Source organism: Leucobacter fengyongliangi (assembly GCF_050971685.1).
Lineage (GTDB): Bacteria > Actinomycetota > Actinomycetes > Actinomycetales > Microbacteriaceae > Leucobacter.
Genome location: NZ_JBPCEU010000002.1, coordinates 191,616 through 207,155 on the forward strand (window position 1 = coordinate 191,616; position 15,540 = coordinate 207,155).

At 64.1% G+C, this 15,540-nt stretch carries 15 protein-coding genes; 2 read left to right on the forward strand and 13 right to left on the reverse strand.

Annotated elements, in window-relative coordinates; all coding sequences use genetic code 11:
- Positions 1-2 precede the first annotated feature (2 nt).
- Positions 3-1,283 carry a serine--tRNA ligase gene (gene serS / locus ACR0R4_RS02775; protein ID WP_433645809.1) on the reverse strand — a complete coding sequence of 427 codons (1,281 nt, stop codon included), beginning with the start codon at positions 1,281-1,283 and terminating at the stop codon, positions 3-5.
- A gap of 53 nt (positions 1,284-1,336) precedes the next feature.
- Between serS and ACR0R4_RS02780 the strand changes: the two genes are divergently transcribed.
- Positions 1,337-2,335 carry a diacylglycerol/lipid kinase family protein gene (locus tag ACR0R4_RS02780; protein WP_433645810.1) on the forward strand — a complete coding sequence of 333 codons (999 nt, stop codon included), beginning with the start codon at positions 1,337-1,339 and terminating at the stop codon, positions 2,333-2,335.
- On the opposite strand, the gene pheA is transcribed toward ACR0R4_RS02780, so the two are convergent.
- From pheA to ACR0R4_RS02830, 10 genes are all read right to left on the reverse strand, one after another.
- On the reverse strand, positions 2,324-3,322 hold the full coding sequence (pheA, locus tag ACR0R4_RS02785; protein WP_433645811.1) for a prephenate dehydratase: 999 nt from the start codon (positions 3,320-3,322) through the stop codon (positions 2,324-2,326). The two genes, ACR0R4_RS02780 and pheA, sit on opposite strands and share 12 nt — an antisense overlap.
- 5 nt (positions 3,323-3,327) lie before the next feature.
- Complete coding sequence (pgm, locus tag ACR0R4_RS02790; protein ID WP_433645812.1) at positions 3,328-4,977, reverse strand: phosphoglucomutase (alpha-D-glucose-1,6-bisphosphate-dependent); 1,650 nt, start codon at positions 4,975-4,977, stop codon at positions 3,328-3,330.
- Positions 4,978-5,030: 53 nt separating this feature from the next.
- Entirely contained in the window at positions 5,031-5,885 is an 855-nt protein-coding gene (locus ACR0R4_RS02795) for a polyphosphate kinase 2 family protein (RefSeq protein WP_433645813.1), read from the reverse strand.
- 235 nt (positions 5,886-6,120) lie between these two features.
- On the reverse strand, positions 6,121-7,020 hold the full coding sequence (gene thpD, locus ACR0R4_RS02800; RefSeq protein ID WP_433645814.1) for an ectoine hydroxylase: 900 nt from the start codon (positions 7,018-7,020) through the stop codon (positions 6,121-6,123).
- Between the two features lie 45 nt (positions 7,021-7,065).
- Entirely contained in the window at positions 7,066-7,509 is a 444-nt protein-coding gene (locus ACR0R4_RS02805) for an ectoine synthase (protein WP_433645815.1), read from the reverse strand.
- A gap of 50 nt (positions 7,510-7,559) precedes the next feature.
- Entirely contained in the window at positions 7,560-8,849 is a 1,290-nt protein-coding gene (ectB, locus tag ACR0R4_RS02810; protein ID WP_433645816.1) for a diaminobutyrate--2-oxoglutarate transaminase, read from the reverse strand.
- 113 nt (positions 8,850-8,962) lie between these two features.
- Positions 8,963-9,553 carry a diaminobutyrate acetyltransferase gene (gene ectA / locus ACR0R4_RS02815; RefSeq protein ID WP_433645817.1) on the reverse strand — a complete coding sequence of 197 codons (591 nt, stop codon included), beginning with the start codon at positions 9,551-9,553 and terminating at the stop codon, positions 8,963-8,965.
- Between the two features lie 86 nt (positions 9,554-9,639).
- Complete coding sequence (locus ACR0R4_RS02820) at positions 9,640-10,422, reverse strand: sulfite exporter TauE/SafE family protein (protein ID WP_433645818.1); 783 nt, start codon at positions 10,420-10,422, stop codon at positions 9,640-9,642.
- Positions 10,419-10,973, reverse strand: coding sequence for an orotate phosphoribosyltransferase (pyrE, locus tag ACR0R4_RS02825; protein WP_433645819.1), 555 nt, complete (start codon positions 10,971-10,973; stop codon positions 10,419-10,421). The genes ACR0R4_RS02820 and pyrE overlap by 4 nt, the downstream gene beginning before the upstream one ends.
- Before the next feature lie 10 nt (positions 10,974-10,983).
- On the reverse strand, positions 10,984-11,841 hold the full coding sequence (locus ACR0R4_RS02830; protein ID WP_433645820.1) for a putative endonuclease domain-containing protein: 858 nt from the start codon (positions 11,839-11,841) through the stop codon (positions 10,984-10,986).
- Positions 11,842-12,065: 224 nt separating this feature from the next.
- On the opposite strand from ACR0R4_RS02830, the gene ACR0R4_RS02835 reads away from it, so the two are divergent.
- Entirely contained in the window at positions 12,066-12,974 is a 909-nt protein-coding gene (locus ACR0R4_RS02835) for a Sir2 family NAD-dependent protein deacetylase (protein WP_433645821.1), read from the forward strand.
- Between the two features lie 9 nt (positions 12,975-12,983).
- Here ACR0R4_RS02835 and ACR0R4_RS02840 read toward each other — a convergent pair whose 3' ends face one another.
- The gene (locus tag ACR0R4_RS02840) at positions 12,984-14,414 is read right to left on the reverse strand and encodes an FAD-dependent oxidoreductase (protein WP_433645822.1); all 1,431 of its coding nucleotides are present in this window, start codon (positions 14,412-14,414) and stop codon (positions 12,984-12,986) included.
- 86 nt (positions 14,415-14,500) lie between these two features.
- Positions 14,501-15,511 carry a polyprenyl synthetase family protein gene (locus ACR0R4_RS02845; RefSeq protein ID WP_433645843.1) on the reverse strand — a complete coding sequence of 337 codons (1,011 nt, stop codon included), beginning with the start codon at positions 15,509-15,511 and terminating at the stop codon, positions 14,501-14,503.
- Between the last annotated feature and the right edge of the window lie 29 nt (positions 15,512-15,540).

Below are 15,540 nucleotides of genomic sequence, written 5' to 3' on the forward strand. Positions count from 1 at the left end.
CCCTACGCCTTTTGCGCGGGGGCCACGGGTGCCAGCACGGCTAGCCCGCCGAGGTATGGCCGAAGCGCCTCGGGCACGAGAACACTGCCGTCGGCCTGCTGATGGGTCTCGAGCAGTGCGACGATCCACCGGGTCGTTGCGAGCGTGCCGTTGAGCGTCGCGACGGGCTCGGTCTTGCCGTTCTCTCCGCGGTGCCGAGTTGCCAGCCTGCGAGACTGGTAGGTCGTGCAGTTGCTCGTAGAAGTCAGCTCGCGGTACGCGCCCTGGGTGGGCACCCACGCCTCAATGTCGAACTTGCGCGCGGCGCTCGAACCGAGGTCACCAGCTGCGACGTCGATAACCCGGTAGTGCAGGCCAAGCGCCTGCAGCATCTCCTCCTGCCAGCCCACGAGACGCTGGTGCTCGGCCTCGGCATCCTTCGGGTCGGCGTAGACGAACATTTCGAGTTTATTGAACTGGTGCACGCGCAGAATGCCGCGCGTGTCTTTTCCGTGCGAACCCGCCTCACGGCGGTAGCAGGTGGACCACCCGGCGTAACGCAGTGCCCCCGCAGAGAGGTCGATGATCTCGTCTGAGTGGTACCCGGCGAGGGCAACCTCGCTCGTGCCGGTGAGAAACAGGTCGTCTTCTGGGAGGTGATAGACCTCGGCCGCGTGCTCACCGAGGAAGCCGGTGCCGCGCATGATCTCGGGCTTTACCAGGGTGGGGGTGATGAGCGGAATGAACCCGTGGGCGAGCGCGCGGTCGAGCGCGAGGCTCATGAGGGCAAGCTCAAGCCTGGCACCGACTCCGCGGAGGAAGTAGAACCGCGAGCCGGAGACCTTTGCCCCCCGCTCCATGTCGATCGCACCGAGCAGTTCGCCAAGTTCGAGGTGGTCACGCGGCTCGAAGTCAAACACCGGGAGCGTGCCGACCTCACGCAGCGTGACGAAGTTCTCCTCGCCGCCCGCTGGCACTCCGTCGATGATCAGGTTCTGGATGCTCCCGGCGACCCGCTCGAACTCCGCTTCCGCTTCCTTCGCGCGAGCATCGGCGGCCTTCACCGCGGCGGCCAACTGTTGGGCCTGGGAAATTAAGGCGGGCTTATCTTCCTTGCCGGCGACCTTCACGCGTTTGCCAAACTCGTTCTGTTCAGCACGGAGCCGCTCGAATTCGGTGAGGGCGGATCGACGCGCTGCGTCTGCGGCGAGCGCCAGATCCACCACCGACTCATTGTTGCCTCGGGCGCGCTGGGAACGCTTGACGGCCTCAGGATCTGCGCGGAGCAAGACTGGATCGATCACCCCTTCAGTCTAGTCAGGGCAATCGAGAGGGTGCTGGGCGGTAACGTTGAAGGATGCTGAACTCCCGTGTTGGCACCCAGCCCGCCGCGGCAGTCGTGTACCACCCACTCAAGACCGATCTGGCGCGTCTGCGGTCGGTGGTGGGCAGGTTCCAGTCGGCAAACGGCTGGTCACCCACCCGTTGGTACCCGACCGCCGAAGCAGACTCGGGCACCGGTGCGGCCAAGCAGGCAGTCTCAGACGGTGCGAACATGGTGCTCGCCGCGGGTGGCGATGGCACCGTGCGTGCGGTCGCCGAGGTGCTGCGTGGATCAGGTATTCCGCTCGCGGTGGTGCCTCTGGGCACCGGCAATCTCTTGGCGCGGAATATCGGGATGCCACTGGGTGACATCGAGGTGGCGGTGCGCGCCGCGTTTCAGGGGGCGAATCGGCCGATCGATCTGGGAGTGATTACCATCACTCGCGAGGACGAATCCGAGAACGAGCACGTCTTTCTCGTGCTCGCGGGGATGGGGCTTGACGCACGCACCATCTCGACCACCAGCTCGAGCTTGAAGAAGCGGCTTGGATGGCTGGCCTACGTGGATGCCGGGGTCAGGACGATGCTGAAAGACTCCCCCCTGGAGATTCAGTACTCCTTCGACGGGTCGCCAGCGCAGTCACTCTCGGTCTACACGGTCATGATCGGTAACTGCGGGCTCATGCCGGGTGGCGTACTCCTCATACCCGACGCAAAGTTCGACGACGGGTATCTCGATGTCGTCGCCCTCAACCCGCTCGGTGCGTTCTCGTGGCTGCGGATCTGGCGCAAGATCGGCTGGGAGAACGGGGTGCTTCGCAAATCCAAGGCCGGCCGTCAGATCATCGACCTGGTGAACGACACTCGGTCGATCACGTACCTGCGCTCGAAGCGATTCGCGCTGTCGGTGCATCATCCCGAGCCCATTCAGCTCGACGGCGACGATTTCGGGCTGGCCCTCGCGGCAAGCGGTCGAGTTGACCCCGGTTCACTCCTCTTGCGGATGCTGCCCGAGTGGAAGTCAGTCGGCTGATCCGCTGCTCGAGGCACGAGCTTCGGAGACACCCTCTGCGGCCACGCGACCTTCGGTGACCCCGTGCAGCCACTCGCGGGCATCACGGAACGCGCCGTCGTCGTGCACCGCATGCGTGGTCGCGGCGATGCGGTCGGCGCGCGGGTACGAGCCGAGGAACACGACGCGCGGGCTGTATCGTTTGACGCCGAGGAGCGCATCAGCAACCCGTTCGTCGCGCACGTGGCCCTCCGCATCGATTACGAAACGGTAGCGTCCCATGCGGTCGCCGATGGGTCGCGAGGCAAGCAGCGTGAGGTTCACACCCCGGGTGGCGAACTGTTCGAGCAACTCGAGCAGGGCACCCGCCCGATCCTCCGGCAGCTCGACGATCAGGCTCGTCTTGTCGGCACCGGTGGGCTCGCCCACTGGTGCAGTGCGCCCGACCAGCACGAAGCGCGTGACCGCGTCGGGGTTCTCCGCGATGCCCTCTGCCAAAACCTCGACGTCGTAATGCTCTTCGATACCGGGCGGGGCGATCGCGGCGTTTGCGCCGGCCGCCGGCTCGAACAGGTCGGCCGCGGCCTGCACATTCGAGGTGGCCGGAAGGTGGCGGTGCCTCGGCAGTTGATCGTCGAGCCACGCGCGACACTGCCCGTACGCCACCGGATGCCCAGCAACCACGGTGATGTCTTCGAGCCGGGTGCCGGGGCGCGCCACGAGAACGAACCGCACCGGAACCAGGTACTCGCCGAAGATTTGCAGACCCGGAATCGTCGCAAGTGCGTCCTGCGCGACCGTGACCCCTCCGTCGATCGAGTTCTCGATCGCGATCATCGCCGCGTCACTGAAGCCGGTGATTACGTCGCTGAGGGCCTCGCCCACGTTCGAGACCGGGTTCCACTCCTGCCCCACGGCCTCAGGCACCTGCTTCAGTGCGGCCTCGGTGAACGTGCCGGCCGGGCCCAGGTAGCTGTAACGGCGAGGCGGTGCGGGGGTCTCGGGCATGCCTCTTAGCGTAGCGCCCGGTCGACGAGCTGACGGGCGGCATCCTGCACTCGGGCGAGGTGATCCGCCCCTCTGAATGACTCGGCGTAAATCTTCATTACGTCTTCGGTGCCACTCGGGCGCGCCGCAAACCAGGCGTGTTCGGTCTGCACCTTCAACCCGCCGATGCCCGCGCCGTTACCCGGTGCCTCCGTGAGGATCGCGATGATCGGGTCGCCGGCGAGTTCGGTGTCAGTGACCGCCGAGGGGGTCAGCGCCGAGAGCTTCGCCTTCTGCTCTGGGGTTGCGGGGGCGTCCGTGCGGGCGTAAGCGGGGGCCCCGAAACGCTCCGTGAGCGCAGCGTACCTCTCGCTCGGCGACTGCCCGGTCACCGCCTGGATCTCGGCGGCGAGGAGAGCCATGATGATGCCATCTTTATCGGTGCTCCACGCGGTGCCGTCGAAGCGTTGGAAGGAGGCTCCGGCGCTCTCCTCGCCGCCAAACACGACCGTTCCGCCCGCGAGACCCGGCACGAACCACTTGAACCCGACCGGCACCTCGAGCAGGGTTCGACCGTGGGCGGCGACGACCCGATCGATAATCGCAGAGGACACGAGGGTCTTCCCGATGCCCGCGGCAGTCGGCCAGTCGGGCCGATGCGTCAGGAGGTAGTCGATGGCGACCGCGAGGAAGTGATTGGGGTTCATGAGCCCCGCGTCTCGGGTCACGATCCCGTGACGGTCGGCATCGGCGTCGTTGCCGGTGACGATGTCGAACTCGTCGCGGTAGTCGGCGACCGTCGCCATCACCTGCGTCGACGACGGATCCATGCGGATCTTGCCGTCCCAGTCGAGGTGCATGAACGCCCAACGCGGGTCGACCCCCGGGCCGAGCACGGTGAGGTCGATATCGTAGCGGTCGCGGATCGCGCTCCAGTAGGCGACGCTCGCGCCCCCCAGCGGGTGCGCGCCGATGCGTACCTTCTCGCGGCGGATCGCGTCGAAATCGATGACCTGGTCGAGCGAGTCGACGTACTCGCCGAGAAAGTCGTAGAGACCAATCGGTGCCGACTCCACCCCGGGGAGGCCGGCGCGGGGAACGGTATGGGTGCCCCGGGCGAGGATCTCGTTTGCGCGCTGCGCGATCCACCCCGTCGCATCGGTGTCGGCCGGGCCGCCGTGTGGCGGATTGTATTTAAACCCGCCATCGCGGGGCGGGTTGTGGCTCGGCGTCACGACCACGCCATCGGCGAGTTCTGGGTCGTGTGCGCCGCGGTCTCGATTGTGCGTGAGGATCGCGTGACTGAGCGCCGGCGTTGGCACGTACGTTTCGTCTCCGGTGCCTGCAGCGGCGAGCACGTGCACCCCGGCTGCCGCAAGTACCTCGCGGGCCACCTCCTCTGCGGGTGCCGAAAGCGGGTGTGTGTCTGCGCCCAGGAACAGGGGACCTTCGATGCCCTGCGCGGCGCGGTATTCGGCGATGGCCCGACTCATCGCGACGATGTGTGCCTCATTAAATGACCCACTCAACGACGAGCCGCGATGCCCAGACGTGCCGAAGGCGACCCGCTGTGCCGGATCGGCCGGATCGGGCACAATCTCGCTGAAGGCCGCGAGCAGCGCCTCAAGGTCGACGAGGTCTTCTTCCCTGGCGAGTTCGCCTGCGCGCTCATGCATGGCTCTAGTCTGCCAGCAGCGGCCGGGGAGCACACGAGCGAGTTCGTTGCGCCTCAGCTTTGGGCGAGCCGGCGCTTCTCCACCTCGATGTCGAAATCGGCTGCGGGCCACTGCGGGTCGATCCTGTGCAGTTCGGCCAGCAGGAGTTCCTGCACCGCAAGGCGGGCGTACCATTTCGCGTTTGCGGGCACCACGTACCATGGTGCGACCTCGGTCGACGTTCGCTCGAACACGGTCTGGTACGCGTGCATGTAGTCGTCCCACAGCAATCGTTCGTCGACGTCGCCCGGGTTGTACTTCCAATGCTTGTCGGGGCGTTCGAGACGCTCGGCGAGGCGCCCGCGCTGCTCATCGCGGGAGATGTGCAGCATCACCTTGATGATGCGGGTGCCCGAGTCGACGACCAGACTCTCGAAATCGTTGATCGCATCGTATCGGCGTTCGATCTCGGATTTTGGTGCCAGCTGCCGCACTTTGCCAATCAGCACATCTTCATAGTGGGAGCGATCAAACACCCCGATGAACCCGCGCTCGGGCAACCGCTTCTCGATCCGCCAGAGGAAGTCGTGGGCGAGCTCGGTGGTCGTCGGCTTCTTGAATGCGGCGACCGTCACCCCCTGCGGGTCCATCATGCCGACGACATGGCGCACGATGCCGCCCTTGCCCGCGGTATCCATCGCCTGCAGCACGAGCAGCACGGATTCGTTTCGCGCGCCCGAGCGTGTCGACGCGTACAGGCGTTCTTGGAGCGCACCGAGCTCACTGTGGCCCTCAGCGAGCGCCCTCGCGCCATCCCCGTTCTTCCCAGCGAAACCCGGTGTGCTGTCGGGGTCAACCTCTGCAAGTGAGAAACCCGCCCCCACGCGCAGCAGATCCGGTGCCGCGTCGGTCCAGTTGTTCTTACCCATGGGTCTATCTTGTCGATCTTGCGCTCCGGGCGCATCCCCAATACCTGGGTGGATCGCGCGGCCCCCGCTGCACCGCTCAGCGTGCCGCCGCTGCGCCGTGCCGCGTTACCTGGCGCTTCCGCTCCGTGCACGTGGGCAGTAGATGTCGGATTGACGCGCCAAAACGACATCTACTGTCACCTCGTAGGCGCCACTTGGTGCGCCTGCGCAACTGCCTGCAGTGCGGCAGTGTGATTTACACCGCGGACTTCAGCGGCGCAAAGTCGCGGTGCGCAATGTGCTCGGGCCGCGGGGCCGGAGCAGCATACGGATCCTGCAGGGAGTTTTCAACACTGTTGAACACCATAAAGATGTTCGAGCGCGGGAACGGTGTGATGTTGCTACCGGAGCCGTGCATGATGTTCGAATCAAACCAGAGGGCAGACCCCGCCTTTCCGGTGAACTGATCAATACCGTACTTCTCGGCCAAGTAGGTGATGTCGGCCTCGGTCGGAACGCCGACCTCCTGTGCTTGCAGGGAAGCTTTGTGGTTGTCCGCCGGCGTCTCTCCGACAGAGGAGACATAGGTCTTGTGCGAGCCAGGCATCACCATGAGCCCACCATTGAAGGGGTAGTTGTCGGTCATCGCGATGGAGCAGCTGACGCTGCGAGGAATCGGCATTCCATCTTCCGCGTGCCAGGTCTCGAAGTCTGAGTGCCAGTAGAACCCCGTGCCCTTAAACCCCGGCATGTAGTTGATGCGGGTCTGGTGAAGGTACACGTCGCCGCCCACGATCTGGCGCGCACGGTCAAGGAGTCGCTCGTCACGCGAGAGCGCGTCCATGAGTTCGCTCAACTGCTGCACCGCGAATATCGATCGAACGTCACCGGTGCTGCGCTCGCGCACGACGCGTTCGTCGGATTCGAGTGCGGGATCACTGGCGAGACGGTCGAGCTCCTGGGAGTAGCGATCCACTTCCTCCTGCGAAATGAACTCATCGATGATGGTGAAACCGCGTGCCTCATGGGCATCGAGTTCTTCCTGCGAGAAGGGTCCGTCCTCGGCGCTTCCCCAGACGGCGGGATGCGGCCGTTCAAGCCGCTCTCGCGCTTCACTCAAGCGAGTTGGGTAGAGATCTTCTTGGTGAGTGGTCATAGTTCCAGTTCTCCTTTGTCGTTCTCTTACTGTTCTCAGATCCGGCTATCTTGGCGCTGGCTGCTCTGCGGCAGTCGGCCGATCGCGCAGCTCCCCGCCCGCTGCCTCGGTGATCAGGGGGTAGACGCCGTTCTCGTCATGAACCTCTCGGCCGGTGACCGGTGGATTGAAGATGCACACGGTACGAACATCGGTGCGCGGGCGCACCCGGTGCCGATCGTGATCGTTCAGGAGATAGAGCGTGCCCGGCGCAAGCGCATGCACTTCCCCCGTGCCGAGATCCTCAATCTCGCCCTCCCCCTCAACGATGAACACAGCCTCGATGTGGTTCTGGTAGCAGAACTCAGATTCCGTGCCAGCGTAGAGTGTCGTCTCGTGCACCGAAAAGCCCACCCCCTCTTTTGCGAGGATGATGCGCTTGCTGCGCCAGTTCTCGGACTGCACGTCGGCTTCAGTGTCGGTGATGGAATCTAGGGTTCGTACGATCATGAGAATCCTTCCGGGTCGTTGAATCGTCTGGTGCTTCGCGTGCGGGCACGTCAGCCCGTTCCGTGTTCAGCAAGCGCTTCAGCAACCGCATTCGCCACGATGTCAAGTCCACGATCAAGCTCACCGTCGGCGATGGTCAAGGGCGGCATCACCTTCACCACTTCACCCTCGGGCCCAGAGGTTTCGACGAGCAGGCGGTTTTCGAACGCGATCTGAGACACCCGGCTCGCAAGCTCCCCACTTGGCATCTGCAGCCCTCGGGCCAAACCGCGCCCCTTCGGCACGAGGCCAGCGGCCTCATGGCTGGCCGCAATCGCATTAAACCGACTCTCCACGCGCAGCCCCTTCGCGAGGGTGGACTCCTCCAAACCGCGATCCTGCCAATACTCTTCGATCGCGACCCTGGCCGTCTCGAACGCCGGAGCGATGCCGCGGAACGTGCCGTTGTGTTCTCCTGGTTCCCAGATGTCGAGCTCAGGCTTCACGAGGGTGAGCGCAAGAGGGAGGCCTGATCCACTGATCGACTTTGACAGGCAGACCATATCTGGCTTGATGCCAGCTTCCTCAAAGCTAAAGAACCCTCCGGTGCGCCCACAGCCCATCTGCACATCGTCGAGGATCAGCAGAATTCCGTTCTCCTGGCATAGCTCGGAGAGCCCTCTCAGCCACTCGGCGCGGGCGGCATTGATTCCGCCCTCACCTTGCACCGACTCGACGATCACGGCGGCGGGGATGTTCAAACCGCTGCCACTGTCAGCGAGCAGCCGCTTGAAGTAAAAGAAATCCGGGTAATCCTGCTGAAAGTAGTCGTCGAACGGCATCGGTGTTGCGTGCACCAAGGGCACCCCCGCGCCGCCTCGTTTCAGCGCGTTGCCAGTGACGGACAGTGCACCCAGTGTCATGCCGTGGAATGCATTGGTGAAGTTCACGATCGACTCGCGACCCGTCACCTTCCGCGCGAGTTTCAGGGCTGCCTCGACCGCGTTTGTTCCGCCCGGGCCGGGAAAAATGACCCGATAGTCAAGTTCTCGCGGCTTCAGTATTATTTCGTCGAATGCCCGCAGAAAGTCGCGGCGTGCGGTGGTGAACATATCGAGCGAGTGGATCACCCTGTCGCTCGAGAGGTAATCGATCAGGGCCTTCTTCAGGAGGGGATTGCTGTGCCCATAGTTCAGGGCTCCGGCACCAGCGAAGAAATCAAGGTACCCATTCCCTGACTCGTCGTACATAGTGCTTCCCAAGGCTCGGTCAAACACCACCGGCCACGAACGCGAGTAACTGCGAACCTGTGACTCGAGTGACGTGAAAATGGAAGTGTCGGATTGTTCGATAACGGACATTGCGTGGTACCTCCAGGTACGTTCGCCGCGACGACGACGGCACGATGTCACGGCGCGATGAAGCGTCGTGGCTGGGAGCTATTCCCAGGCTGCGCGAGGATTCGCGTGGGACGCTACGCGCGCGCGGCTGAGCCGAGTGGGGCGACCGAGGCGATCGGGCCTGTCGAGCTGGCCTGGTCGATCGGGCCGATCAAGTGCAGTCGCTCTGCGTCGTGATCGTCTGGAAAATGACTCTCATCAAACAGTGCGCGGGTTTTGAGAACGGTGTTCCAGCGCTCGGCAAGATCAGTGAAGAGCCGGCGTGAGGCGATGTTGTCGTCGGTGATCGTTGTCTCGATCGTGCGCACCGGGGTCTCGTCAAACACCGAGGAGATGATGAGGTCGTTGAGCATGCGACGGGCAAGGCCTTCGCCGCGATAGGCAACATCGACGGCAACCTGCCATACAAACAGACAGCTCGGATCTTCCGTGCGCCGATACGCAAGCACAAATCCGGCAACCTCGCCCTCGACAAGCGCGATCCGACAGGTGTGTGCGAAGTCACGGGCGAACAGCAGATACATGTACGACGAGTTCAGGTCGAGCTCGGAAGCGGCCTTGGCGACTCGCCAGATATCGGCGCCATGGTCAATCTCGGGGGCGAGAATTTCAATCTCGCGTTGAGGTGAGCGGGTGGTCTCGAGTAGTTCTTTTGCGGAAAACATACCTCTATCAACGTAGCGCGGAGGCGAGACAACTTCAACCCAGGGAGCACAAATACCCGTTTGATCAGGTATTTTCAGGCATCTCTTCACTCACTGCGACGGCGGCGCAGTTGCCGCATCAGCAGTTGCGCCAGCAGAATCGCAAGGTAAACCGAGAACGCGACGTTGCCCCAGAACGGGTCAACCCAGGCAGCGAGAAACGCACCCCCGGGCACGCATACGCTCGCCGTGATACCCACGTACAGGGCGGTGCGCAGATCCACGTTGCGTCGACGCGCGTTGCCGAGGGTGCCCGAGATAGAACCGGGGATCATCATGACGAGCGAGGTGCCCTTTGCTGTGAGATCGCTCGCGCCAAAGAAGAACATGAGAATCGGCACAACAACGATACCGCCGCCTACGCCCAAGAGTCCCGACAGGATGCCGGTAACGAAACCAGTCACAATGAGCATGATCACCGGAACCACGCCCATGTCGATCTGGGCATCGCGCTGCGGAACCACGAACCACAGGCTCACGATGATCACCGCGAGGAACACCATGAAGCTCCACTGCAGCACCGAGATGCGTAACTTCGCGAGCAGGAAGCTGCCGAGCTGGGCACCCGCGATGATACCGACAGCGAGGCATGCCGCGGCGATCCAGTCAACGTTGCCCTGCACCCCATAGGTGATCGCACCGACCACCGCGGTAGGAAGGATGGCGGCGACCGACGTACCCGCGGCAAGGCGCTGCGACATGCCGAGCCAGAGCACCAGGGCCGGCACGATCAGCGTGCCGCCGCCAATGCCAAACATGCCTGAAAGCAGGCCAGCCGCGATGCCAATTATGATGAGCGGCAGTGGACGGGGGCGCAGGATTTCGGTCACTGCGGGTCGAGGCCCAGGTCGCTGAGCCCGATTGCGTGGCGATACTCGTAGCCGGCCGCCTCAATCCGCGCTTTCGCAGGGGCCTGGCGATCCACCACCACAGCGACCGCGACCACCTCGGCACCCACCTTTTCGAGCGCCTCGATCGCCGCGAGGGGTGACCCGCCCGTCGTAGAAGTATCCTCGACCACGACCACGCGCTTGCCCGCAAGATCAGGGCCCTCAACCTGCCGACCGCGGCCGTGATCCTTGGGCTCCTTACGCACCACGAACGCGTCGTAAATCTTGCCACGCGCGACCCCCTGGTGCATGATCGCTGATGCGATCGGATCAGCCCCCATCGTGAGCCCGCCCACCGCGACGACGCCATCGATGTCGTCGATGAGGTCGAGCATGACCTGGCCAATCAGCGGGGCCGCCCGGTGGTCGAGACTCAGCTTGCGGAGGTCGATGTAGTAGCTTGCTTTCTTGCCACTCGTGAGGGTGAAGTCGCCGTGGAAGACGGCCTCGGTCTTGATGAGTTCGATGAGCTGTTCGCGCGCGGTTGCCATGCTTTCGATCCTACTCGCGGCTGCCTTCGATGCGGTCGCCCCCGCGCCACCCTGCATCGCGCATTGCTTCGGCACGGTCATTATCTCTGCGTGCCTGTTCGACACCGTTTGTGAAGTGGTACGCCCCTTCATATTCAATCGCAATGCGCCACTGGGGGTACCCGAGGTCGGCATATAGAGTGCGCCCCCGCACAGCTACCGGGCAGCTCGTGCGTGGTTCGGGCAAGCCCGACCTCACGATGAGCACGCGGGTCTTTGATTCGGCAGGCGACTCAACACCAGTTCGGAGCTGCGGGATGGCCTTGGTCAGCTTGGTCACCCCGGAACAACCAGCGAATCGCCCGATCGCGGCCGCAAGTTCCTCACGGCTGACCATCGGCTCGTCCCAGCGACTCTGACCAGAAATCAAGTAATCCCCGGCGATCACGAGTTCATCAACTGTGGCAACTGCGCCGAGCGATGCCCACACATCGGCGGGATGTGGAAGCAAGGGTGGCTTCGATGGAACGTCGAGCAGTACTCCCGCGCCGAGTTGGTGCCCACGAATCTCAGGGCGACTTGGCGGTCGTCTCGGGCGGATCGCGCCAACGTCCAGGAACTCAGTGCCGCCGGTCACGGGCATCCCCAGCAATACCGCTGCGGTCCATCTCGAGATGAAGTGGCCCTCGCGAAGCAATACCCTGAGCGCCGCCACCTTCTCCGCAAAATCGGACTGCGATTGGTCCCCTCCCAGCCTCACCACGCCGCGCAACGGGCGATGAACATCTGTACGCGAGAGCCGCGACTGCGATACCCCGGCGAGTCGCAGCGACTGGACCGTTGCGAGTTCTCCGGCACGTAGCCCGGGAATAGGTTGAGGTTTCCGCATGTGCTCACCCTACGAGTTTGCTCAGATGCTCCGCAGAAGTTATCCACACCCCCGGAAACCACATCTCACGCTGGATTTGTGCAGGTTTGTCCCGGTATTCACCAGCTATACCGAGGGGAACCTGCGCGGATTCTGAGACGTGACCGGTTGGAGGTACTGACAGAGGTGCCAGAGGTGGCAGTGGCCGGCATGAGTAAAAAAGGTCACCCGGCTACCCTGTCATCATGCACACAGTGGATCGCGACGCGCACAGTCACGCCGATGCCGGGCGCGAATCCGAGAACCCCGCACCGCGCGAGCACCTCGAACGACTGGCCAGTCTCTTCGAGGCAGGCCCCGCGGCGATCCTGACCGGCGCCGGCATCAGCACCGATTCAGGAATCTCCGACTACCGTGGCACGGGTTCCCCTCCCCGCACCCCCATGAACATCGAGCAGTTCACCACCGATGCCAGGTATCGCAGCCGCTTCTGGGCCGGTGCCCGCATCGGGGCGCTGCGCATGGCGCACCTGCGCGCGAATGCCGGGCACGAGGCTGTGGCCCACCTCGAACAGTCGGGCCACCTCACCGGGGTGATCACCCAGAACGTCGACGGGTTACACACGGCTGCGGGTGCCCAAAACGTCGCCGAACTGCACGGCAGCGGTTCCACGATGCGGTGCGTAGACGAGGGGCACCGTTTCACCCGCACCGAGACACTCGCCTGGTTCGATGCCGCGAACCCCGGATTTGTGGAGCGCAACGCTCACGCACCCACAAACCCAGACGGCGATGCCGACGTGTCAGATACCGACAGCGTGCGGGTGCCGGTATGCCCGGCCTGCGGGGGCACGCTGCGCCCCGACGTGGTGTATTTCGGCGAACACGTACCCAAGCCCGTATTCGCGCACGCCGAGCGGATCATCGCCGATGCCCGCCTGCTCATCATTGCGGGGTCCTCGCTTGCGGTAAACACCGGGATCCGCCTCGTACACCGGGCCGAGGCCCGTGGCATCCCGATCGCGGTGATCAATCGTGGCCCGACCGCGGTGGATCGCCGGCCGTCCCTGCACACCCGCATCGAGGGCGGCACGAGCGAGACGCTCAGCGCCCTTGCCGCGGCTCTTCCGGGCAGACATCAGACCGACGGGTAGCCGGGAGCACTATTCCCCGCGGGAAACCCGGGTCATCTCCTCGCGCGGTACAACCTTGATGCGGGTGCGGCCCTCGGCCTCGCCGAGCGCCAGCTCGTGCTCGTCAAGCCGCTGCCACCCTTCGATGGTCGTGTAGGGCACGTTGCGCGATTCAAGCAGCGCGGGAACAGCCTCGAGCGACGGATCGATGGGTTGCCACCAGCTCTCGCGATCCGCGAGCAGACACTCGATCGTCTCCATGGCATCGCTCTTGGTGTGCCCAATGAGGCCCACGGGGCCGCGCTTGATCCACCCCGTTGCGTACACCCCGGGTACCGGCTCGCCGTCTGCGCCCAGCACCCTGCCCTGCGCGTTGGGAATCACCCCGCGCTCGTCGTCGAAGGGGATCTCTTCGAGCGGTGACCCAAAGTACCCGATCGCGCGATACAGCGACTGCACGGGAATGACCTCAAACTCACCGGTGTCGAGAATGCCACCCTGGCCGTCGGGCGCGGTGCGCTCGATCTTCAGGCCGGCCACGCGCCCGTTCTCGGTGACCACCGCGACGGGCTTCGACCAGAAGTGCATGTGCAGACGGCGCGACGCGTGCTGGCCGGAGGCTTCACGCTCCTTCTGCGCCTCACGCCACTGGTTCATGACGCGGGTCATGACGAGCACCTGCTTGTTCTTACCCAGCACCTCGGTGGCGTACGGGTCGTCGAATGCGAAGTCGCGCTCGTCGATCACCATGTCGACGTCACGCACCTCGCCCAGTTCGCGCAGCTCAAGGGGTGTGAACTTCACGTACGCGGGGCCGCGGCGTCCGAACAGGTGCAGATCGGTGATCGGGTTGGCTGCGAGACCCTCGTAGACATTCGCGGGTATCTCGGTGGGAAGCAGGTCGTCTGCGTGCTTAATCAGCATGCGCGAGACATCGAGAGCCACATTGCCGTTGCCGATCACCGCAACCTCGGCTGCCTCGAGCGGCCAGGTGCGTGGCACGTCAGGGTGCCCATCGAACCAGCTCACGAAGTCGGCGGCGCCGTATGAGCCCTCCGCATCAATCCCGGGAATGCTCAGTGATGCATCGCGGATCGCGCCGGTCGAGAAGATCACCGCGTGATAGTGCCGCTTCAGGTCTTCCAGCGTGATGTCTTCGCCGTAGCGCACATTGCCGAAGTAACGAACAGTGCCGCTCGGAACACCTTCCCCGTCAGCGTCGGTATCAGTGTCACCGGTGTCGGGACGAGCGCGGTCGAGCACCTCGCGCAGTGCGGTGACAATTCCCTTGATGCGCGGATGGTCAGGCGAGACTCCGTAGCGAACGAGTCCGTAGGGTGCAGGAAGCTGCTCAAACAGGTCAATCTCGACATCGAAGTCGCGCTCCGCCTTGATCAGGAGGTCTGCCGCGTAGATTCCGGCCGGGCCCGCACCGACGATTGCCAGTCGCATCTTGGTCATACTGAGTTCCTTCCATTCCCCCACTGGTATACACCGCGGACGAGACGTCTCACTTCTTCCACAACTCACGGCCGAAGCCGGCCCTGCTAGCCCTCGCGCGTCACGATCGACTCGGCCATTCGCTCAAGCCCGCGCTTGATAACCGACTTCGGCAGTGGATCGAGCGCAACTACCGCGTCTGCGGCCCAACGGCGAGCCTCAGCCTCGGTCTCGGTCGTGACTTCGTGACGATGCAACGCCTCAACCTCGGGGTCGAGAATTCCCGGATCCGCACCCTCGGCGATCTGTGCCACACCGGCCTCAATGCGAGCCAGCAGCTCGGCATCGGCGGGGTTCGTCGCCGCCAGCGCACGCAACAGGAGCAGCGGCATCGTGACCACTCCAGCGCGCAGATCGGTTCCCGCACGCTTGCCCGTGAGATCCGCCTTCGGCGACAGATCGATCACGTCGTCGATGAGCTGGAAGGCGACACCGATCCGCTCGCCGTATTCCATAACCGGATCGGCATATTCTGTGGGCGCCCCTGAGAACATGACTCCCATGCGGGCTGCAGTCGCGATGAGTGCGCCCGTCTTGTCTGCGAGTACCTGCAGATAGTGAGCCATCGGATCTTCGCCGGGCTGCGGGCCAACCGTCTCGTGCAACTGCCCGAGGCAGAGCCGCTCGAAGGTGCGTGCCTGCAGCTGAATCGCTTCCTCGCCCATGCCCGAGGCAAGGGTTGAAGCGCGCGCGAACAACAGATCGCCAGCGAGAATCGCGACCGAGTTCGTCCAGACCGTCTGCGCGGCTGGCACCCCTCGCCGCATCTTCGCATCGTCCATCACGTCGTCGTGATAGAGCGATGCGAGGTGCGTGAGCTCGACCGACTGCGCGGCTCGCCGCACCAGGTCGTTCGGGCCGTCTCCCAATTCGCTGGTGAGCAGCGTGAGCATGGGGCGGATCCGCTTTCCGCCCGCCTCCGCAAGGTACCTTGCGGGCGCATCGGCGACCTCCGAAGCGAAGCTCAGGTGCTCGAGCAGCCCCGATTCGATCAGCGCGAGTTGCTCACGCATGCGCTGTGAATGCTTGCGCTCGGCCGGACCCTGGAACAGGCGCATGGGGAGCGCCTGTGTCGCCGTGTCTTCGG